The organism is Thauera sp. SDU_THAU2, from assembly GCF_038260575.1.
Taxonomy (GTDB): Bacteria; Pseudomonadota; Gammaproteobacteria; order Burkholderiales; family Rhodocyclaceae; genus Thauera.
Map to the genome: position 1 here is coordinate 4,418,144 of NZ_JBBWUN010000003.1, position 19,846 is coordinate 4,437,989.

Genomic DNA, 19,846 nt, shown 5'->3' on the forward strand with positions numbered 1-19,846 from the left:
CACGCCGCGATTCGGCGCCCGCGTGGCGGGCGCCGAAGGCGTGATTTTCGCCGTGATGCGGCGGGGGATCAACCGGCTGAGGCAGGGATCTGGCCGGCGGGCTCAGCGGCGATCGATGTGGAGCGAGGGGCGCTGCCTGTCGCCGGGCCTGCCGCGGCTGTCGCGATCGTCCTTGCCGCGGCGGAAATCCGGCCGTGTCCGCGTGCCGCGCTCGTCTTTGCGCGCCTCGAAGGATGGCCGGCGGTTCTCGCCGAAGCCGGGACGATCCGGGCGGGCGCCGTGGTCGATTCGCGGCTTGGGCGGCGGGCGCAGGCGGGGCGGCTCGCGGCCGCGGTCGCCGCGATGATGTTCGATGCGGTCCCGGCCGGCCTGCCATTGCGGGTGCGTCGGCGGCCGTGGATGCCGGGCGGGCGGCGCCCAGTAGCCGGGCACCCAGTCGTGGCGGGCGCCGATGCGGTTCCAGTGGCCGCCGATCCAGACATGGCCCGGGCCGGGCCGCGGCCCCCGGTGCTCGATGCGCGGCGCGGGCGTGACGATGATGGTTCCGCGGTCGTAATGATGGCCGCCGTAACCGCCATAGGCATGGCCGCCATAGACGTAGCTGCGCTCGTGGGGGGCGACGGTACAGCCGGCCAGCGACAGCATCAGCGTGGCGGCCAGCATCATGGGCCATCGGGGTTTCATCGTCGGCGTCCTTCGTCCGGGCCAGGGGGTGCGCAGTATTGACAGGCAGATGGTGGAAGAAATCCCGCGTTCCGCGCGGTCGGCAAGGTAATCAGTTGTAAGGTGGGCGGCGGTGCGGCGGGTGCCCTGCATCAGAATGGCGCCTGCCGCCGCGGCAAGGCGGTTTTCACCCGAATGAGGAATGTCCGATGAGTCTGGCCCGAAAAGTGTCTGCCTGCGTGCTGTCGTCGCTGTCCGTGAGCGCTTGCGGTCTGTTCGGCGACAAGGCCGAAACGGCCGGGCCACGAGAGGCCGGGCCGCTGGAGCCGGCGCCTGCGGTCCAGCGCATGGCGGCGGCGACCTCGCAGGAGGAGAGCTGGCGCTGCGGCGACACGGTCGTGATACTGCGGCGCCTGGGCGACGGCGCCAGCCTCAACGCCGGTGGCCGGAGCTGGGCCTTGCGCCAGGAAATCGCCGCCTCGGGGGTGAAGCTGGTGGCGGTGGACGACGAGCGCACGGTGTTCTGGAGCAAGGGCGATGCCGCGATGCTGGAACTGGCCGGCTTGAGCCAGCCCGAGTGCCGGCTGGTCGTCGAGGATCGCCTGTTCCGCGCCGTCGGCAACGAACCCTCCTGGCGCCTGGATGTGACGACCAGGGCGCTGGTCCTGCTGACCGACTGGGGCGAGACGCGCGTGGTCGCGCCGGGGCCGCTGGTCGAGGAGGCGGGCGGGGTGCGCCATTACCGCGCCGACACGCTCGACGGCGAGCTGTCGGCCACCGTGGTCGATCGCCTGTGCGTGGACAGCATGAGCGGCATGCCGCATCCGGCGGCGGTCGAAGTGAGCTGGCAGGGGCAGCGCCTGAAAGGCTGCGGCGGCGATCCGGCGCAACTGCTGCAGGGCGAGCCGTGGCAGGTGGTGGAGATCGACGGCCGGCGCGTCGGCGATCCGCAGCGGGTGACGCTGGTCTTCGGCGAAGGCGGCAGCCTGGCCGGCATCGCCGCCTGCAACCGCTACCAGGGCCGCTACACGCTGTCGGGCGAAGGCTTGCGGCTGTCGGAGCTGGGCGGGACCAAGATGGCCTGCGAACAGGCGCTGATGGACGAGGAGCAGCGTTTCCGGGCGGCGCTCGGCGGCGTGGATGGCTTCGGCATCGCCGCCGATGGCAGTCTGGAGCTGAAGTCCGCCGAGCGTGCGGTCGTGCGCGCCCGGCGAGATTGAAAGAGGCAGCGGCGACAGCGGTACCGGAGACCGCTCCTGCGAACCGTGTCAGCTGCGGTTGGCGCGGGCCGCTTCGACTTCCTCGGGGCGCAGCCGGGCGGCGGTTTTGTCCAGCACGCCGTTGACGAACTTGTGGCCGTCGGTGCCGCCGTAGCCCTTGGCCAGTTCGATCGCTTCGTTGATCACCACGCGGTAGGGCGTTTCGATGTTGTGGCGCAGCTCGTGGGTGCCGAGCAGCAGAATGGCGTGCTCGATCGGCGACAGCTCGACCACCGGGCGCGACAGCAGCGGTTCGAAGCAGGTGCGCAGTTCGTCGGCGCTGTCGATCGCGCCGCGCAGCAGGCTGACGAAGAGTTCGCGGTCGGTCTTGTCCAGGTGCTCGTTCTCGGCTTCGAGGTGGCGCTGCACGGTTGCTGCGGTGTTGCCCGACAGCAGCCACTGATACACGCCCTGCAGGGCCAGCGCGCGGGCGCGGCGGCGCGCCATCTTGCTCGTCGGATTGGGCGCGGCGCCGCCGGCGGCCGGCCGGGTGTCGTCGATGTCGCTCATCTCACCACCTTCAGCAGATTGACCATCTCCACCGCGGCGCGGGCGCAGTCGGCGCCTTTCTCGCTCATGCGGGCGATGGCCTGGTCGTCGTCCTCGGTCGTCAGCACGCCGTTGGCGACCGGGATGCCGGCATCGAGGCCGACGCGGGTGACGCCGGCGCCCATTTCGTTGGAGACCAGCTCGAAGTGGTAGGTCTCGCCGCGGATCACCGCGCCGAGCGCCACCAGCGCATCGTACCGGCCGCTCTTCGCCATCGTCTGCAGCACCAGCGGGATCTCCAGTGCGCCGGGCACGGTGACGATGCGCATGTCGCCGCGGGCGACGCCGAGCCGGAGCAATTCGTCGGTGCAGGCCGACAGCAGGCCTTCGCAGATGTCGAGGTTGAAGCGCGCCATGACGATGCCGACGCGCACGCCGCTGCCGTCGAAGCTGGGGTCGATCTCGTCGATGCCGTCGTAGCGGGCGCCCTGGCGGGCGTTTTCGGATTGGTTGCGTTGCATGCGGATTTCTCTTGGGTGCGGTCAGTTCTTGTCGACGAAGCCGGTGATTTCCAGCCCGAAGCCGGCCATGCTCGGGATCTTGCGCGGGCTGGCCAGCAGCCGCATCCTGCCGACGTTCAGCGCGCGCAGGATCTGGGCGCCGACGCCGAACAGGCGCGGATCCCATTTCGTCGGCCGGTCCTGGCCGCCGTTCAGGCTGGCGAGCAGTTCGCGGCCGGACATCGGCCGGTAGAGCAGCACGATCACGCCGGCTTCGGCCGCGGCCAGCGCGGCGAGCGACTCATTGACCGGGAAGCTGTGGTGATTGCTGCTGGAGTCGAGGAAATCCACCACCGAGATCGGCTCGTGCACCCGCACCAGGGTCTCGCGCTCCGGTGCGATGTCGCCGCGCGACAGGGCGAAATGGACGTCGCCCGAGGTCTTGTCCTCGAAGGCGGACAGCGTGAAGCGGCCGTGGGCGGTATCGACTTCCTTGTCGCAGACCTTTTCGATCAGGTGTTCGGTGGCGGCGCGGTATTCGATCAGGTCGCGGATGGCGCCGATCTTCAGGCCGTGCGTCTTGCCGAACTCGACGAGATCGGGCAGGCGGGCCATGGTGCCGTCGTCCTTGAGGATCTCGCAGATCACCGCGGCTGGCTCCAGTCCGGCGAGCTGGGCGAGGTCGCAGCCGGCTTCGGTGTGGCCGGCGCGGATCAGCACGCCGCCCTTCTGCGCGGTGAGCGGGAAGATGTGGCCCGGCATCACGATGTCTTCGGGCCTGGCGTGGCGGGCGACCGCGACCTGCACGGTGCGCGCGCGGTCGTGGGCCGAAATGCCGGTGGTGACGCCGGTGGCGGCCTCGATCGAGGCGGTGAAGGCGGTGCCGTGCGGCGTGCGGTTGTCGCGCACCATCTGCTCGAGGCCGAGCTGGCGGCAGCGTTCGTCGGTCAGCGTCAGGCAGACCAGGCCGCGGCAGTGCGTGACCATGAAATTGATCGCTTCGGGGGTGACGAACTCCGCGGCGAGGACGACGTCGCCCTCGTTCTCGCGGTCTTCCTCGTCGACCAGGATGACCATCCGGCCGGCCTTGATGTCGGCGATGATCTCGGTAATCGGCGCAAGTGCGCTCATGCTGTGTCCTTTGTTCGTGCCTTGCCGGCGTCTGGCGCGGCGCATGTGTTCGTTGTTGCTCAGCCCTGGGCGGCGTCTTCGCTGCGCCAGGCGAGCATGCGCTCGACGTAGCGCGCGATCAGGTCGATTTCCAGGTTGACCCGGCTGCCCGCGGCCAGATGTTTCAGGTTGGTCATCGCCACCGTGTGCGGGATCAGGTTGATCGAGAAGTCGCGCCGTTCGACGCGGTTCACCGTCAGGCTGACGCCGTTGATGGTGATCGAGCCCTTCTTGGCGATGTAGCCGGCGATCGCCGCGGGCGCGCGGATCACCAGTTCGTGGCTCTCGCCCAGCGGCTCGAATTTCAGCACTTCGCCGACGCCGTCCACATGGCCGGTGACCAGATGGCCGCCGAGGCGGTCGGCCAGGCGCAGCGCCTTTTCCAGGTTCACTTCGTTGCCGACCGCATCCAGGCCGACGGTGCAGTTCAGCGTCTCGCGCGAGACGTCGTACGTCAGCCTGGGGCCGTCCATCTCGATCACGGTCAGGCACACGCCGCTGTGCGCGATGCTGTCGCCGACGATGACGTCGGACAGGTCCAGGCCGTTGGTATCGACGGTGAGGCGGATGCCGTCCGCGAGCGGCTCGATGTGTTCGATGCGGCCGACGGCCGCGACGATGCCGGAGAACATGAAAGGTCTGACGCGAAAGGGGAAAGGCGGGATTGTAGGGTAAAAACCCCGGCCTCGCTGCTACAGCGCCCGGGCGGAGGTCATCGGATGCGTGTGCTCCAGTACTCCGGGGCGCGGTGCTGATGTGCAAAGGCGATGATGTAGAGGTGATCCTTTTCGACCGAGTACAGCAGCTTGTATGGAAAACGGCTCAACAGCAGGCGCCGGATTTCCCCAGTCTCGATCGGGCAGGAAAAGGGCCATAGTCGAATGCGCTGCAGTGCTTGCCGTGTGTCCTGTTGCGGGCGCTGTCCGAGCCTCGGCTGCTGCCTTTCATAATAAGTCCGGGCATCCTCGAATTCGAGCCGTGCCTCTGGAGCAAACAGGATTCGCATCAAAGCGGGCCGAGGATGTCTTCCGCAGGTACGCCCTCGACGGTTCCGGCACGGTAGGCGGCAAGACGGCGCTCTGCCTCTTCCCGCCAGAGACGGTCGATCGCCGGGTCTGGGTGGTCGAGGCTGTGAAGGATTTCTTCGACCAGGGCGAAGCGTTCTTCCGGTTTCAGTTGCCGGGCTTTGCTGGCGAGCTCATGGGTTGTGGTGTCCATGGTTCTGTCATCCGGTGAAGTGGGAGTCCAGACGGAAGTCTAGTTCACAGCGCCCGGTCCAGCACGGTCGCGAAGGGTTCGGCCTTCATGAAGCCGACCACGCGCAGGCCCTTGCGCTCCTGGCCCCCGGCGTCGAAGAAGATGATGCCCGGCGGACCGAACAGGCCGAAGCGCTTCAGCAGCGCCTTGTGCGCGTCGCTGTTGGCGGTGACGTCGGCCTTCAGCAGCAGCATCCGGCCCATGCGATCGGCGACGGCGGCGTTGGTGAAGGTGAAGCGTTCCATCTCCTTGCACGACACGCACCAGTCGGCATAAAAATCGAGCATCACCGGGCGGTCGGTGGTCGCCAGGCGGGCGTCGAGCTCGGCGATGGAATCGACCTTCTCGAACGGCGGCAGGCTGACCGGCGCCGCGGCTTCGGCGCGCAGCACCGCCAGCGGCTGCAGCGGGTCGCGCGAGCCGGCCAGGGCACCGATCAGCATCGCCGCGCCGGACAGCAGCAGCAGCACGCCGACGCCTTTCCAGAAGCGCTGCCAGCCCCTGGCGTTATGCGGCAGCGGGTCGATCGCATGCAGGAAGATGGCCGAGAACAGCAGCAGCGCCGCCCAGCCCAGCATCATGGCCAGCGGCGGGATCACCGGCGTCAGCATCCACAGCGCCACCGCCAGCAGCATCACGCCGAAGGCCTTCTTGACGCCTTCCATCCACGGCCCGACCTTGGGCAGCAGGCTGCGCGAGGCCACGCCCACCAGCAGCAGCGGCGCGCCCATGCCCAGCGCCATCACGAACAGCGCCCAGCCGCCCAGTACCGCGTCGCCGGTCTGGGCGATGTAGAGCAGGGCGCCGGCCAGCGGCGCGGCGACGCAGGGGCCGACGATCAGCGCCGACAGCGCGCCCATGATGGTGACACCACCGAGGTTGCCGCCCTTGTTGTGGCTCGCGCTGTCGGCCAGCCGGCTCTGCAAGGCGGTCGGCAGCTGCAGTTCGTAGAAGCCGAACATCGACAGCGACAGCAGCACGAACAGCAGCGCGAAGGCCGACAGCACCCAGACGTTCTGCAAGGCCGCGGTCAGCATCGTGCCCGACAGGCCGGCGGCGACGCCCGCCAGCGCGTAGGTCGCCGCCATGCCCAGCACGTAGGCCAGCGACAGCACGAAGGCGCGCGCGTGCGAGACCTTGTGGCCCTGGCCGACGATGATGCCGGACAGGATCGGAATCATCGGGAAAGTGCAGGGCGTGAAGGCCAGCAGCAGGCCGAAGCCGAAGAAGCTCAGCAGGACCAGCGGCACGCTGGCGCCCGACAGCAGGCGGGCGATGTCGCCGGTTTCGTCGCCGGAGACGGCCGTGCCGGTGGTGGATTCATCGGCTGACAAGGCTGCGGTGCTGCCGAAGCCGCCGTTGAGCACATTGCCGAGGAAGCCGCTGCCGCTCTTCTGCGGCGGTGCGTCGAGGTCGATCGCCGCGAGTTGCGTCGTCGGCGGGTAGCAGATGCCGCCGTCCCAGCAGCCCTGGCTGGTGGCGACCAGCTCGAAGCGCCTCATGCCTTCGGGCACCGCCGCCACCGGCAGCAGGATGCGCAGCTCGCCGCGGTGGGTCTCGACGTTGCCGAAGAAATCGTCCTTGTGCCATTTGCCGGCCGGCTTCACCGGCGGACCGAATTCGACGCCGGCGGGTTCGGACTCGAAACGGAACTTGTCGCCGTACAGGTAGTAGTCCTTCGCCACCTGGAACACCACTTCCACCGTCTGCGGATCCAATGCCTGGGCGCGCAGGGCGAAGGCCTTCTCGGGCTCGATCGGATTGGCCTGGGCGTGGCCGGGCAACGACAGGCCGGACAGCAGCAGGCCGGCAAGCAGCGAAAGCAGGATCAGCAGGCGGTGCATCGTGTTCTTCTGGGGCGGCGGATGGAAGGGTGACCGGGAAAGCAACTGGCGGAGTGGCGGCGGAACGGGTTTCAGGTGCCGGAGGCGGTTTCGGCCGCGATCCAGTCGAGGTAGCCCGGCAGGCCCAGCACCACAGGGACCGCGACGATCTCGGGAAGTTCGTAGGGATGGCGGGCGCGGATGGCCGCTTCCAGCGCGGCATAGCGTGCGCGCGTGGCCTTGATCAGCAAGGGTACTTCGGCTGCCGTCTCGAGTTCGCCCTGCCAGCGATACACCGAGGAGCAGGGCGCCAGGATATTCACGCAGGCGGCCAGGCGCTGCTCGACCAGCGCCGCGGCGAGCGCGCGGGCGCTGTCGCCATCGGGCAGGTTGGTGAGGATCAGAAGAGTGTCGGGGGTGTCGGCCATGGTGGGGTGCTCCGTGTCGCAGTGGGCGATTGTCCCAGAGCCGGCGGCTGTTTGGGCTGTCGCGGATCAAGCGAAAGCCGATTGAAAGGGATGGCATTGCAATATGTGCCGCGTGCCATTCCCGCGTGGCGCGAATAACTCGACAAGATCACGGAGACATTCATGAACCGCTTCACCCGGATGGCCACGCTGGCCACTCTCGCTTCGGCTGCCGCTTTCCCGTGTGCCGCCCAGTCCAACGTCACCATATATGGCCTGCTCGACGTCAACCTCGGCTACGAGCGCTCCGGCGATCTCCGCCACAAGGGGTGGACCACGGCGAACTGAACGGCACGCGCATCGGCTTTCGCGGCACCGAGAACCTGGGCAACGGCATGAAGGCCCTGTTCGTGCTGGAAAGCGGCTTCGACATCTCGAACGGCCAGCGCGAGCAGGGGGGACGGCATTTCGGCCGCCAGGCTTTCGTCGGCCTCGAAGGCGGCCTGGGGCGGCTCACGCTCGGCCGCCAGTATTCGCCCGCCTTCGTCGCGATCGATCCCTTCGACGCCACCGGCAGCGCCGACCGCAGCGTCGGTCTGCTGTCGCGCAAGGCGGGGGCGGTGAAACCGGCCTACGAAGTGCGCTTCGACAACATGATCAAGTACCGTTCGCCCAAGCTCGCCGGCTTCGAGCTCGATGCCGGCTACTGGTTCGGCAGGGAGGAAGGTTCGGATTCCAGCGCGCGCAAGCAGGGCGATGGCCACGGCATCGCCCTGCTCTACGCCAACGGCGCGTTCTCCGGCTCACTGGTCACGCAGACCGTGCAGCAGGACGCCACCGGCGGCAAGGTGCGAACCAACGGCCTCGGGCTGGCGTACGACTTCGGGCCGGTCAAGGCCTATTTTGCCTGGACCCAGGACCGCGAGCGCGGCACGGTCGGTTCGGGCAAGGCGCGCACCTTCGACGTGGGCGCCGAGATCAGGGCCGGCGCCAGCGGCACGGTGGCGCTGAGCTACGCCGACCGCGACGAATCCGACGGCGCCGCGGGGCAGGACGCGCACGGCTGGTCCGCCTACTACATGCACGACCTGTCCAAGCGCACGACGCTGTATGCCGGCTACTCGCGCCTCAGCAACGAAAGCGGCGCCAGCTACGCGATCGGCAACATCAGGCCGGAAGCGGGCGATTCGCACCGCGTGCTGCTGGCGGGCGTGCGCCACCGCTTCTGAGCGCCGCGGCCGCGGCAAGCACGCCGTCCCGGGTCCTGCCGATCATGGCGCGGCAGCCGATGCCGCGCCATCGCGGGGCATCGGCGGGGCGAAAGCGTTCCGAAAGCCATTCGTTCTAGTTTTGGCGGACAACACCTACAAAGGAGACAGCCACCATGAATGTCAACGGCATGAAGTATGGCGCGCACCTGCTGCGCTTCGCCGACTTTCCCACTCCGGAGATACTGGGCTCCGATGCCAGCGAGGAAGAGATCCGCGACCTCATCGAGCGTCACGGCGCAGTGTTCGTGAAGCCCGTGTTCAAGGGCGGGGTCGGCAAGAAGGGCAAGGCCGGCCTGATCGGCCGTGCCAAGGATCTGAAGACCGCGCTGGCCGAGAAGGAACGCCTGTATTTCGTCGAGCATCGCCACGGCAACCAGGTGTCGAAGTCCAATGGCGTCACTTTCGAGGCTACGGTGCCGGCCGAGCACGAGATCTACTTCTCGATCACCGATTCGACCGAATTCCGCGCGCCGACGATGACGCTGACCCACATGGGCGGCATGGACATCGAGGAACTGGACAAGTCGCTGGTCGCCCGCGTCCCCTTCGATCCGCTCACCGGCCTGAAGGCTTTCGTCGTCGCCAACGCGCTCGCCGACATCGGCGCGCCCAAGCAGGTGATCTCGCCGCTGGTGCAGCATCTGCCGCGCCTGTGGGAGCTGTACCACGACTTCGGCATGACGACGCTCGAGCTCAACCCGATCCGCATGCGCCCGGATCGCCGCGGCCGGCTCACGCCGGTGGCCTGCGACTTCAAATGCGGCTTCGACCGCGACGATCCGCGCTGGCACCGCCTGAACCTGCCGCTCCACCTGTTCGCCACCGACTACTCGGATTTCGAGCAGGAGATCAACCAGCTGCGCACCCACCAGGGCCAGAGCGACGGCCTCGTCATCAACGAGGGCGGCACGATCCTGGCGCCCACCTTCGGCGGCGGCGCCAACTCGCTCGTCACCGAGATGCTCGGCGACGACGCCATCATCTCCTCGGACTTCGGCGGCAACCCGCCTTACGAGAAGATGAAGACGGTGGCCTCGATCTGCTTCAAGCACTGGCTGCGCCAGTCCAACGTGCTTTTCATCATCGGCGGCAAATCCAACAACACCGACATCTTCGAGACCTTCCGCGCGATGTCCGACGCGCTGCGCGAGCACTTCGCCAGCCATGGGCCGACGCCGCTCTACGTCGTCGCCGGGCGCGGCGGCCCCAACCTCGTGCGCGGCCTGGGCGTGCTGCGCGACACCTGCGAAGCGCTCGGCCTGCCCTATCGGCTGTTCGGCTTCGATTCGGCGATGAGCGAAGTCGTCGACTACGCGCGCGAGGCCAACGAATGGATGAAGGCGGGCGGGCGCGACGCCGTCGCCCAGCGGCTGCGCATCGCCCCCGCGGTGAGCGCTGCCTGAGCGCGGCCACCCCCGGCACGGACAAGAACACAGGAGACAGCCATGTATCGGCAAGGTGCAGGTGATTTCAAGTATTACGTCGGCATCAACTCGCTGGCGCAGATCGCAACGCAGCACGACCGCGTCTGCGTGCTCAACATTCTCGGCGGCGAATCGAGCGAAGTGACGCCGGTCGGCCACGCATGGTCGGGCGGCAACGTCGTGTTCGGCACTTCGCCGGGGCGGCGCGGCCAGGTGCTGGAGACGCCGATCGGCAACATTCCGGTCTACAACAGCGTGCGCGAAGGCCTCGACGACGGCCACCGCTTCAACTGCGGCGTGGTGTACCTGCCGCCCGCGGCGGCGCGCGACGGCGTCGCCGAGCTGATCCGGGTCAATCCCGAGCTGAAGAAGATCTTCATCATCACCGAGAAGATCGCGGTGCACGATGCGCGCGAGATCCGCGCCATGGGCCAGCAGCACGGCATCGACATCTTCGGCGCCAACTGCCTCGGCGTGGCCGACGCCTGGAACCAGGTGCGCATCGGCGGCGCGCTCGGCGGCGACAATCCTTCGGATACGCTGCGCCGCGGCTCGATCGCGGTGCTGTCGAACTCGGGCGGCTTCACCACCACCATCGCCCAGTACCTGCGCATGGCCGGCTGGGGCACGACGACGCTGGTCTCGAGCGGCAAGGACGTCTATATCCACTATGCCGCGCCCGAGTTCGCCTTTGCGCTCGCCAACGATGCGCGCAGCAAGGCCGCCGTGCTGTATTGCGAACCCGGCGGCTATTACGAGCGCGATGCCGAGTTCACCAAGCCGGTGGTGGCCTGCGTCGTCGGCCGCTGGAAGAGCAAGCTCACGCGCGCCGTCGGCCATGCCGGGGCGATGGCCGGCGGCGAGGACGACGCCGCGGCGAAAGAGCGCTGGTTCATGGACAAGTTCGGCGTCGATGGCATCTATACGCCCGAGCGGCCGGTGTTCTCGGCCAAGGGCGCGGTGGTCACCAACATCGCCCACATCCCCGCCGCGCTCACCGCGGTGATGCGCGCCAACGCCACGCTGCCCGATTTCGAGCCGGAAGGCACGATGGAGCTGAAGCCCTGGTTCGGCTCCGACATGGACCTCAGCCTGCCGCCGCAGCTCGACGTGCCGGTGGTCGAGGCGATGGCGCCCTACGGCAGCCAGATCGCCGCGCTCGCCAAGCAGGTGGGCGCCGTGTTCCCGCGCGCATCGATGAAGGACACCTCCGGTGCTTCGCAGCTCGACCCGGCGACCCAGGTCGCCAGCCTGCACGGCATGCGCGTGCTCGACGCCGCGGGCCTGCCGCTGGAAGCGAACGTCGCCCTCGCGCTGCTGCACGAGCCCGGTGGCGACAACGACCGCAAGCTCGTCGCCGTTGCCGTCGGCGCCTGCCTGAACCTGCACGGCGATCCCGCGCTCGCCGCCGCCGAGGCGGCGCGTGCCGCCGGCAGCGCGCCCAACGCGGTGCTCGCCGCTGCGCTCACGATCGCCGGCCCGCGCCGCGCCGAAGCTGCGCGCAACATCGCCGCCGCCTTCGTCGAGCGCTTCGCCGCCGCGGGCCTGCGCGATGCGCTCAGTGCCGACTTCGACTGCAGCGCGCTCGCCGACGACGCCGAATTCACCGCACTGCTGCGTGCGCCGTCCGCCGACGCGCGCGCCGAGGCGATGCTTGCCGGGCTGGCCGCACGCGGTGCGCAGTCGGCGTTCGTGCGCTTCCTGCAGCAGCTCGACGGACCGGTCAGCGCCGACGCGGTGCTCGCCGCGATCACGACGACGCTCGGCTGGGGGCCGCTGATGCGCAAGCGCGTGTCGCGCCTGACGGTCGAGTGCCTGCCGTGGTGGATGCAACTGATCGGCACCATGATCGGCGCTTCGGCGCCGGCGGCCGCGCACGAAGCGGGCAGCTTCTGCGGCGTCGGCGAAGCCGAACTGCTCGGCGAAGCCTCGCTGACCGAGCTCGCCTGCCGCGCACTGCTCGGGCGCGCGCCGGCGGAGGCCGATCTGTTCGCCCTCCAGACCCTGATCGGCATCATGCTCACCAACGGCCCCGGCACGATTTCCGCCCAGGGCGCCAAGGGCGCGGTGTCGGCCGACGGGCCGGAAGTGCCGCAGCGCGTGCAGCTCAACAAGGCGCTCGTCGGGTTCCTGAGCCACACCGGCTATGCCCATGGCGGCAACGGCTTCGAAGGCGTGCAGTTCCTGATCGAGCAGTTCCGCGACACCGGGCTCGAGGATCCGGCAGCGGCGCACGGTATCGACGTCGCCGCGCTGGCACGGCGCTGCGCCGAAGACTACGCGAACTACAAGGCCGCGCGCCGCGCGGCGGGCAGTGCCGAGCTGCGCAAGATCCCCGGCGTCAATCACCCGGTGTTCAAGGACCGGCCGGTCAACCTCGACCCGCGCGAAGTCTTCATCCGCGAGCTGATGTCCGCGCGCGGCGAGGCCAACGTCTTCCACGACTTCTACCATGCGCTGGTGCACGCGCTGCACGAAGCCGGGGTGTCGCGCACGGTGTACTGCGTCAACATCGACGCGGTGATCGCCGCGCTGCTGCTGCGCCTGACCTGGCAGCCGTGGCGCGCCGGGGAGGTCGGCGAAGCCGCGCTCGAATCGGCGGCGTTCACCCTGTTCCTGTATGCGCGTATGCTCGGCTGCGCCGCCGAAATCGACGACCACCTGAACCGCGGGCGCAACATGGATACGCGCACGCCCGCGTCGAAGTGCCGCTTCGTCAGTTGATCCACCATGCCCGGAGGAGGAAACGCCATGAATCGCAGGGACTTCGGTAGAGCCGCACTCGGCCTCGGTACCGCCGTCATTCTTCCCGCCGGGCTCACCGCATGCGCCACCGCCGGCAGTAGCGGCGGTGGCCGCGTGGTGGCGGTCGACACCCATGCCCACGTCTTCCACCGCGGCCTGCCCTTCGTGCCCAACCGGCGCTACACGCCGGACTACGACGCGCTGCCCGCCGACTACGCTGCGGTGCTCGATGCCAACGGAATGTCGCATGGAGTGATCATTCCGATCAGCATCCTCGGCACCAACAACGACTACACGGTCGAATGCATCCGTGCCAGCGGCGGCCGCCTGCGCGGCCTCGCGGTGGTGGACCCGGAAACGGACATCGCCCGGCTCGACGGCCTGGCGGCCGCCGGCATCGTCGGCATCCGCCTGAACCTGATCGGCAAGCCCGTCCCCGATGCACGCAGCGGCGCCTGGCGCGAACTGTTCGCCGCCTGTGCGAAGCTCGACTGGCAAGTCGAGGTCTATGACGACGCCCGGCGCCTGCCGCAGTTGCTGACGCCTTTGCTCGACACCGGCGTAAAGGTCGTCGTCGACCACTTCGGCAAGCCCTCGGTCGAGCAGGGCATCGACGATCCCGGCTTCCGCTACCTGCTCGGCCTCGGCCGCAGCCGCCAGGTGTGGGTCAAGCTTTCCGCGCCCTACCGCTCCAGCGACGCGATCTGCGCCGCCGCGGCACCGCTGCTGCGTGCGAGCTTCGGCCCCGAGCGCCTGCTGTGGGGCAGCGACTGGCCGCACACCGGTTTCGAAGGCAAGGTCCGCTACGCCACGCTGCGCGCGCAGCTGGACGAATGGGTGCCGGACCCCGCCGAGCGCCGCATCGTGCTGGCCGACACGCCGGCCAGGCTGTTCCGCTTCTGATCCACCACGTGCCGCAGCCGGCGTGCCGCGGCCATTCTCGAGCCTCCCCTGCCGACATGCACGACGCTTCCCCCAACCCCGAGCTTTCCATGCCCCGCGGCGAGCCCGCGATCCGGACCATCGCCATGCCCGCCGACGCCAATCCCGCCGGTGACATCTTCGGCGGCTGGCTGATGGCGCAGATGGACCTCGCTGCCGGCAACGTCGCTGCGCGCCGTGCGCGCAGCCGCTGTGCCACCGTATCGGTGGACCGCATCACTTTCCTGCGTCCGGTATTCATCGGCGACGAAGTGAGCCTCCATGCCGAGATCGTGCGCATCGGCCGCACCTCGATGACGATCGAAGTCGAAGCCTGGCGGCGTTCGCGCGACGGCGAGGAGCAGGTCAAGGTCACCGACGCCAGCTTCGTCTTCGTCGCCCTCGACCAGGGCGGGCGGCCGCGCGTGATCGCGCCCGCACCCGGCGATCCGCCACCGCGCTGAGCACGCGCGCGGAGCCGGGGGTCATTCAGGCCGCGACCAGGCGGCGGAACAGCGCGAAGCTCCATTGCGCCGCCAGCGTCAGCACGACGACGCGCAGCACGTGGCAGACGGTGATCAGCGGCACGCCGAGCTGCAGCACCTTGGCCGTGATGCACATCTCGGCCACGCCGCCCGGTGCGGCGGCGAGCGCCAGCGTCGCCAGCGGAACGTCCGTGAGCGTACCGAACAGCGCGGCGAGTGCGAAGCAGAGCACGATCGACAGCACGGCCGACAGCGCGGCCACGGCCATGAAGCGCGGCGCGGCACGGAAGAATTCGCGCGAGAAGCGGCAGCCGAGGGAACAGCCGATCAGCAACTGGCCGCCATTGACGATCCAGGCCGGCAGCGCCGACAGTTCGATGCCGGAACCGGTGGCGAGCGCGACGCCGAGCAGCGCGCCGAGCACCCAGCCGTTGGCGAGGCGCAGCACGCGGAACAGCGCCACGCCGGCCAGGCCGGCGGCGGCCAGCAGGGGCAGGCGCGCCATGTCCACCTCGCGCATCAGCGGGGTGTATTGGTCCGTGCCATGGACACCGGAGATGCTCAGCGCGATCGGCACCACCGATACCACCATCATCACGCGCAGCGCGTGCGCGGCCGCGATGCGGTCGACTGCGCCGCCGAAGCGGTCGGCCAGCGTCGCCATTTCCGAGGCGCCGCCCGGCAGCGAGGCGAAGAAGGCGGTCGGCGCGTCGACGCCGGCAAAGCGCCGCGTGAACATCGCGCAGACGAAGCCGACCGCGAGCGCGGCGAAGGCCACCGTCGTCACCAGCACCGCGTGCTCGGTGAGCTCGGCGAGGACCGCGGGGCTGAAATAGAGGCCGAGCGCGGTGCCGATGGCCCATTGCCCGGCCTGGCGCCCGCCCGGCAGCGGGCGCAGCGGCTGGTCGGCCATGCGCAGGCCGGCGACGGCGAACAGCGGGCCGATCATCCACGGCAGCGGCAGCTTCGCGGCCTGGGCGAGCCAGCCGGCAATGGCGGCGATGAGCAGGGTGGGAACGATGCGGCGCCAGTCGGCGAAGATCGAAGAGAGCGGGCGGAGTGGCAGGGGCATGGAAAGGGGCGGGGGAAGTGCCTGTGGCGATCGGTGGTGGCGTGTTCAGAGCGGGGCGTGCGTCGCCGCCGCCCACTGGCGCAGGAAGGCCCGCTGCTTGGCCTGATCCTGATAGGCGAGCAGGCCGGGGCCGATCGCGATCGGTCGGAAGGCGTGGCTCAGCCGCGCACGCAGCATTGCCGTCGCGGTGTCGGCGTTGTTGTCGGTGCGGATCGAGAACAGGCCCAGGTTCTTCACCAGCAGGGCCTGGCCGTGCACGGACAGCGTGTGATCCAGCCACAGGCGGGCCGCCGGCGGATTGCGTGCGTCGCGCATGATGAAGGCGACGCGCGACAGCACCAGCGTGTAGTCGCGCGGCCAGATCACGCCCAGCGCGGAGTCCTGCTGGGCGCGCTTGCTGGCATAGGAGCCGAGCACGTTGTAGGCGATCCTCACCTTGCCGGCGGCGACGCGGTCGAGCATGTCCTCGGTCGAGACGTGGCGCTCCAGGCCCAGCGCGCCCATCTGCTGTGCCAGCCTCCAGAAGGCGGTGGGATTCGCCTGCGCGTCCTGCGTATGCAGCAGCAGCCCGAGGCCGGAGCGCTCCGGGTCGTAGCTGGCGATGCGGTTGCGGAAGCGCTCGGGCTGGTCGTCGAGCAGCCGGATCAGGGCGCTGTGGGTGTCGGGTGCTTCCTCGGCAGAGAGTGCGCGCCGGTCATAGACGATCGCGGCCGGTTCGTAGGTGGTGCCGAAGGCCTCGCTCTTCCACGAGGCCCAGGCCGGCAGCGCCGCGGTCTGCGCCGAACGGTAGGGCTGGGCGTAGCCGTCGTTGACCAGCTTCAGCTGCAGGTCCATCGCCGAACTCCAGGCGACGTCGGCATGCGGCGTGCCGGCGGCGGTCTCGGCGACGATGCGGCGATACAGCTCGGTCGAATTCATGTCGTGATATTCGACCCGGATCCCCGGATGGCTGGCCTCGAAATCGTCGATCAGCGGCTGGACGATGCTCTGGTCGGTATTGGCATAAACGACGACCCTGGCCTCGCGCTGCGCCCGCGGCGGCGGCTCCTGCGCAGGCGTGCTGCCGCACGCCAGGCCGAGCAGGATCGCGAGCGTCCAGCGTATCCGGGGTTTGTCCATTTTTGTGCGTCGGGTCGATTGGCCCTGTTGCCATTTTGGGTCAATATTCCCACATCCGGCTTTCTGCTCACTTTCAATCCCATGCGCCTGCTGCTCGTCGAAGACCATACCGAACTGGCCGAATGGGTCCGCAGGACGCTGTGCCAGGCCGGCTACGTCGTCGACGTGCTCGAACGCGGCGACCACGCCGACCTGGCGCTGCGCACGCAGTCCTATGATCTGGTGATCCTCGATCTGTCGCTGCCGGGCATGGACGGGCTGGACGTGCTGCGCCGCCTGCGCGAGCGCCAGCAGGGCGCACCCACCCCCGTGCTGGTGCTGACTGCGCGCGGCGCCACCGAGGACCGGGTGTGCGGCCTCAACCTCGGTGCCGACGACTACCTGGCCAAACCCTTCGATTTCGCCGAGCTGGAAGCCCGCATCAAGGCGCTGCTGCGCCGCAGCGGCAACCTCGTGCCGATGGTGCGCATCGGCCGGCTGAAGTTCGACACCACGGCCCGGCTGGCCTGGGTCGATGACAGGCCGCTGGCACTGACACCGCGCGAACTGGCGGTGCTGGAAGTCCTGCTGTCGCGCAGCGGCCGTCCGGTGGCGCGCGAAGCCTTGTTCGAGAAGGTGTTCGACTTCGATGCCGATGCCCGCGTCGAGGCCATCGAAATCTACATCTCCCGCCTGCGCAAGAAGCTCGAAGGCTCGGGCGTCGCCATCAGCACCCTGCGCGGACTCGGTTATCTGCTGACCGAGGCGGGCAAGGATTGAAGTCGCACGCCGACCATCCGGCCCGCGGCAGTCTGCGTCGGCGCATCGCGCTGTGGCTGCTGCCGCCGCTGGCCGTGCTGCTGGGCATCAATGCGCTGCTGTCGTACCGCAGTGCGCTCGAAGGCGTCAACCGCGCCTACGACAGCGCGCTCACCGCCTCGATCCGCGCCGTGGCCGAGCGCGTGCATTCGCTCGACGGCGAAATACAGCTCGACATTCCCTATGCCGCGTTCGAGGACGCTGCGCAGGAGCGCATCTACCACGCCGTGATCGACGCCGCCGGCAGGGTGCTGACCGGCTACGACGACCTGCTCCCGCCGCAGGAGCTGCCGGAGGTCGGCGAGGTCCGTATTGTCGACGCCGCCTACCGCGGCTATGCGGTGCGCCTGGCGGCGATGCGCAAGCGGCTCTACGACCCCGCGGTGCCGGTGGACGACTGGGTGACGATCCTGTTCGCGGAAACCACCGACAGCCGCAATGCGCTCGCCCGCGACCTGTTCCTGGACAGCATGCGCCTCCAGCTCGCGCTGATCCTGGTGGGCGGCATCGTCATGGTGCTGGCGCTGGATTCGGCCTTCCGTCCGCTGCTCGAACTGCGCGACACCATGCGCCGGCGCGATGCGGAGGACCTGATGCCGGTGGCGGCGGACAAGGTGCCGAGCGAAGTCGCGCCGCTGATCGACGCCATCAACCACCACATGGAGCGGCTGTCGACCATGCTCGTCGCCCGCCGCCGCTTCCTCGCCGATGCCGCGCACCAGATCCGCACCCCGCTCGCGGTTCTCGGCACCCAGGCCGAGTACGGCCTGCGGCTGTCCGACCCGGAAGAGATGCTGGATACCTTCGCCAGCCTGCACAGGAGCATCCGCAGCGCCCGGCGGCTGGTCAACCAGATGCTGACGATGTCGCGCGCGGAGTCCGACGACGGCTTCATCGGCGAGCGCACGACCGTCGATCTCGATGCGCTGGTGAAGGACGTGGCGATGGACCTGGTGCCGCTGGCCCTGACCAAGGGGATCGATCTCGCCTTCGAAGGACTGGGCCGCGCCGTTCCGATCGAGGGCAACGGGCCGATGCTGCGCGAGATGGTGGCCAACCTGCTGGACAACGCGATCCGCTACAGCCCGGCCGAGAGCCAGGTCACGCTGGCGCTGGCCGCCTTCGACGGCCAGGCGATGATCAGCGTCTGTGACCAGGGCCCCGGCATTCCCGAGGCCGAGCGCGAGAACGTGTTCCACCGCTTCTATCGCATCCTCGGCCAGGGCGACAGCGAGGGCAGCGGCTTGGGGCTGTCGATCGTGCGCGAAATCAGCGATGCCCACGGCGGCCGCGTGAGCATGAAGGACGGCCCCGGCGGGCGTGGCCTGTGCGTCGAGGTCGAGCTCGCCTGCAAGCCGGCGATGCCCGCGGACACCGGGCGATGAGCGGCGGTAGCCCGGCCGGGCATGCCGCCGGCGGGCGCGTTCAGCCGTGGTCGGCGTGGGCTACGTTGCGGGCGATGAGCTCGCGGATGATGTGCAGCTTGCCGTGGAAGAAATGGTCGGCGCCCGGCACCACGATCACCGGCAGATCCTGCGGCCGCGCCCACTCGAGCACGTTGGCCAGCGCCACGGTTTCGTCGTTCTCGCCGTGGATCAGCAGCGTCGGAACGTTCTTCGGCACCGCCGGCGTCTGGTAGTGGCGGCCGCTGCCGGTGGTGTCGCCGGCGGCGGTGCCGACCAGGATCAGTTGCCGCGGCGGCGCGATGCCGTCGGCGAGGTGGTTGGCGACGCGCACCTGCACGTAGCCGCCGAAGGAGAAGCCGCCCAGCGCCAGCGGCAGGCTGCCCCAGCGCGACTGAGCCCAACTGATCACCGACAGCATGTCATCGGTCTCGCCGACGCCTTCGTCGTGCTTGCCTTCGCTCTGGCCCACGCCGCGGAAGTTCGGCCGGATCGCGGCGAAGCCGAGGTCGCGGTAGCAGCGCGCCAGGGTGTGCGCCACCTTGTTGGTGTTGGCGCCGCCGAACAGCGGGTGCGGATGGCACACCAGGGCGACGCCGCGCACGGTTTCCGGCGCGTCGATCAGGACTTCGATATGGCCTTCGGCGCCGCGCAGCAGCGCGGACTCGGTGGGCAGGGAGCGGCTCATGCTTCCTCCGGCAGGCGCAGGCGCTCGACGATGCGGCCATGCACCAGATGGTTGTCGATGATGTCGTCGATGTCTTCCTCGTCCACGAAGGTGTACCAGACATTGTCGGGGTAGACCACCAGTACCGGGCCGTCGTCGCAGCGGCCCAGGCAGCCGGCCTTGTTGATCCGCACGCTGCCCTTGCCGCGCAGGCCGAGCGAGGTGCAGCGGTCCTTGGCGTAGGCCTGCAGTTCGCTGGCGCGATGGTCGTTGCAACAGGTCTCGCCGCCGGCGCGCTGGTTGCAGCAGAAGAAGACGTGGTGCTTGAAATAGCTCATGGTGTCCGGTGGTTTCGCAAAGAGGCGCAGATCGG

Annotated in this window: 22 protein-coding genes; 9 read left to right on the forward strand and 13 right to left on the reverse strand. The window is 69.1% G+C overall.

The window, feature by feature from the left end:
- Window positions 1–102 precede the first annotated feature (102 nt).
- Window positions 103–684, reverse strand: coding sequence for a YXWGXW repeat-containing protein (locus AAFL97_RS22345; RefSeq protein ID WP_341646794.1), 582 nt, complete (start codon window positions 682–684; stop codon window positions 103–105).
- A 188-nt stretch (window positions 685–872) separates the two neighbouring features.
- On the opposite strand from AAFL97_RS22345, the gene AAFL97_RS22350 reads away from it, so the two are divergent.
- On the forward strand, window positions 873–1,883 hold the full coding sequence (locus AAFL97_RS22350) for an META domain-containing protein (protein WP_341646795.1): 1,011 nt from the start codon (window positions 873–875) through the stop codon (window positions 1,881–1,883).
- Window positions 1,884–1,931: 48 nt separating this feature from the next.
- Here the strand turns inward: AAFL97_RS22350 and nusB are convergent, their stop codons facing one another.
- From nusB to cutA, 8 genes are all read right to left on the reverse strand, one after another.
- Window positions 1,932–2,432 (reverse strand): transcription antitermination factor NusB, encoded by a 501-nt coding sequence (nusB, locus tag AAFL97_RS22355; protein WP_341646796.1) that lies wholly within the window; start codon window positions 2,430–2,432, stop codon window positions 1,932–1,934.
- Entirely contained in the window at window positions 2,429–2,932 is a 504-nt protein-coding gene (gene ribH / locus AAFL97_RS22360) for a 6,7-dimethyl-8-ribityllumazine synthase (protein WP_341646797.1), read from the reverse strand. The genes nusB and ribH overlap by 4 nt, the downstream gene beginning before the upstream one ends.
- Before the next feature lie 21 nt (window positions 2,933–2,953).
- A complete protein-coding gene (ribBA, locus tag AAFL97_RS22365; RefSeq protein WP_263461472.1) occupies window positions 2,954–4,042 on the reverse strand; it encodes a bifunctional 3,4-dihydroxy-2-butanone-4-phosphate synthase/GTP cyclohydrolase II in 1,089 nt (362 codons plus the stop codon).
- 59 nt (window positions 4,043–4,101) lie between these two features.
- Window positions 4,102–4,713 carry a riboflavin synthase gene (locus AAFL97_RS22370; RefSeq protein ID WP_341646798.1) on the reverse strand — a complete coding sequence of 204 codons (612 nt, stop codon included), beginning with the start codon at window positions 4,711–4,713 and terminating at the stop codon, window positions 4,102–4,104.
- An 80-nt stretch (window positions 4,714–4,793) separates the two neighbouring features.
- Window positions 4,794–5,087 (reverse strand): type II toxin-antitoxin system RelE/ParE family toxin, encoded by a 294-nt coding sequence (locus AAFL97_RS22375; RefSeq protein WP_341646799.1) that lies wholly within the window; start codon window positions 5,085–5,087, stop codon window positions 4,794–4,796.
- Window positions 5,087–5,299 (reverse strand): addiction module protein, encoded by a 213-nt coding sequence (locus AAFL97_RS22380; RefSeq protein ID WP_341646800.1) that lies wholly within the window; start codon window positions 5,297–5,299, stop codon window positions 5,087–5,089. The genes AAFL97_RS22375 and AAFL97_RS22380 overlap by 1 nt, the downstream gene beginning before the upstream one ends.
- Before the next feature lie 44 nt (window positions 5,300–5,343).
- Window positions 5,344–7,182, reverse strand: coding sequence for a protein-disulfide reductase DsbD (dsbD, locus tag AAFL97_RS22385; protein WP_341646801.1), 1,839 nt, complete (start codon window positions 7,180–7,182; stop codon window positions 5,344–5,346).
- Between the two features lie 71 nt (window positions 7,183–7,253).
- The gene (gene cutA / locus AAFL97_RS22390; protein WP_341646802.1) at window positions 7,254–7,589 is read right to left on the reverse strand and encodes a divalent-cation tolerance protein CutA; all 336 of its coding nucleotides are present in this window, start codon (window positions 7,587–7,589) and stop codon (window positions 7,254–7,256) included.
- Between the two features lie 162 nt (window positions 7,590–7,751).
- Here cutA and AAFL97_RS22395 point away from each other — a divergent pair, with 162 nt between their 5' ends.
- From AAFL97_RS22395 to AAFL97_RS22420, 6 genes are all read left to right on the forward strand, one after another.
- A complete protein-coding gene (locus AAFL97_RS22395; protein ID WP_341646803.1) occupies window positions 7,752–7,916 on the forward strand; it encodes a hypothetical protein in 165 nt (54 codons plus the stop codon).
- A complete protein-coding gene (locus tag AAFL97_RS22400) occupies window positions 7,898–8,797 on the forward strand; it encodes a porin (RefSeq protein ID WP_341646804.1) in 900 nt (299 codons plus the stop codon). Before AAFL97_RS22395 ends, AAFL97_RS22400 begins: the two co-directional genes overlap by 19 nt.
- A 155-nt stretch (window positions 8,798–8,952) precedes the next feature.
- Window positions 8,953–10,242, forward strand: coding sequence for an ATP citrate lyase citrate-binding domain-containing protein (locus tag AAFL97_RS22405; protein WP_341646805.1), 1,290 nt, complete (start codon window positions 8,953–8,955; stop codon window positions 10,240–10,242).
- A gap of 42 nt (window positions 10,243–10,284) precedes the next feature.
- Window positions 10,285–12,987, forward strand: a complete 2,703-nt coding sequence (locus AAFL97_RS22410; protein WP_341646806.1) for a CoA-binding protein — start codon at window positions 10,285–10,287, stop codon at window positions 12,985–12,987.
- A 27-nt stretch (window positions 12,988–13,014) separates the two neighbouring features.
- Complete coding sequence (locus AAFL97_RS22415) at window positions 13,015–13,911, forward strand: amidohydrolase family protein (protein WP_341646807.1); 897 nt, start codon at window positions 13,015–13,017, stop codon at window positions 13,909–13,911.
- Between the two features lie 56 nt (window positions 13,912–13,967).
- Entirely contained in the window at window positions 13,968–14,393 is a 426-nt protein-coding gene (locus tag AAFL97_RS22420) for an acyl-CoA thioesterase (protein WP_341646808.1), read from the forward strand.
- Between the two features lie 25 nt (window positions 14,394–14,418).
- On the opposite strand, the gene AAFL97_RS22425 is transcribed toward AAFL97_RS22420, so the two are convergent.
- Together AAFL97_RS22425 and AAFL97_RS22430 are read right to left on the reverse strand one after the other, a co-directional pair.
- Complete coding sequence (locus tag AAFL97_RS22425; protein ID WP_341646809.1) at window positions 14,419–15,486, reverse strand: AbrB family transcriptional regulator; 1,068 nt, start codon at window positions 15,484–15,486, stop codon at window positions 14,419–14,421.
- 45 nt (window positions 15,487–15,531) lie between these two features.
- On the reverse strand, window positions 15,532–16,605 hold the full coding sequence (locus AAFL97_RS22430; RefSeq protein WP_341646810.1) for an ABC transporter substrate-binding protein: 1,074 nt from the start codon (window positions 16,603–16,605) through the stop codon (window positions 15,532–15,534).
- A gap of 81 nt (window positions 16,606–16,686) precedes the next feature.
- Between AAFL97_RS22430 and AAFL97_RS22435 the strand changes: the two genes are divergently transcribed.
- Together AAFL97_RS22435 and AAFL97_RS22440 are read left to right on the forward strand one after the other, a co-directional pair.
- A complete protein-coding gene (locus AAFL97_RS22435; protein WP_341646811.1) occupies window positions 16,687–17,364 on the forward strand; it encodes a response regulator in 678 nt (225 codons plus the stop codon).
- Window positions 17,361–18,788, forward strand: a complete 1,428-nt coding sequence (locus tag AAFL97_RS22440) for a sensor histidine kinase (protein WP_341646812.1) — start codon at window positions 17,361–17,363, stop codon at window positions 18,786–18,788. Before AAFL97_RS22435 ends, AAFL97_RS22440 begins: the two co-directional genes overlap by 4 nt.
- Window positions 18,789–18,828: 40 nt before the next feature.
- On the opposite strand, the gene AAFL97_RS22445 is transcribed toward AAFL97_RS22440, so the two are convergent.
- Both AAFL97_RS22445 and AAFL97_RS22450 read right to left on the reverse strand, forming a co-directional pair.
- The gene (locus tag AAFL97_RS22445; RefSeq protein WP_341646813.1) at window positions 18,829–19,494 is read right to left on the reverse strand and encodes an alpha/beta hydrolase; all 666 of its coding nucleotides are present in this window, start codon (window positions 19,492–19,494) and stop codon (window positions 18,829–18,831) included.
- The gene (locus AAFL97_RS22450) at window positions 19,491–19,811 is read right to left on the reverse strand and encodes a (2Fe-2S) ferredoxin domain-containing protein (protein WP_068635815.1); all 321 of its coding nucleotides are present in this window, start codon (window positions 19,809–19,811) and stop codon (window positions 19,491–19,493) included. Before AAFL97_RS22450 ends, AAFL97_RS22445 begins: the two co-directional genes overlap by 4 nt.
- Between the last annotated feature and the right edge of the window lie 35 nt (window positions 19,812–19,846).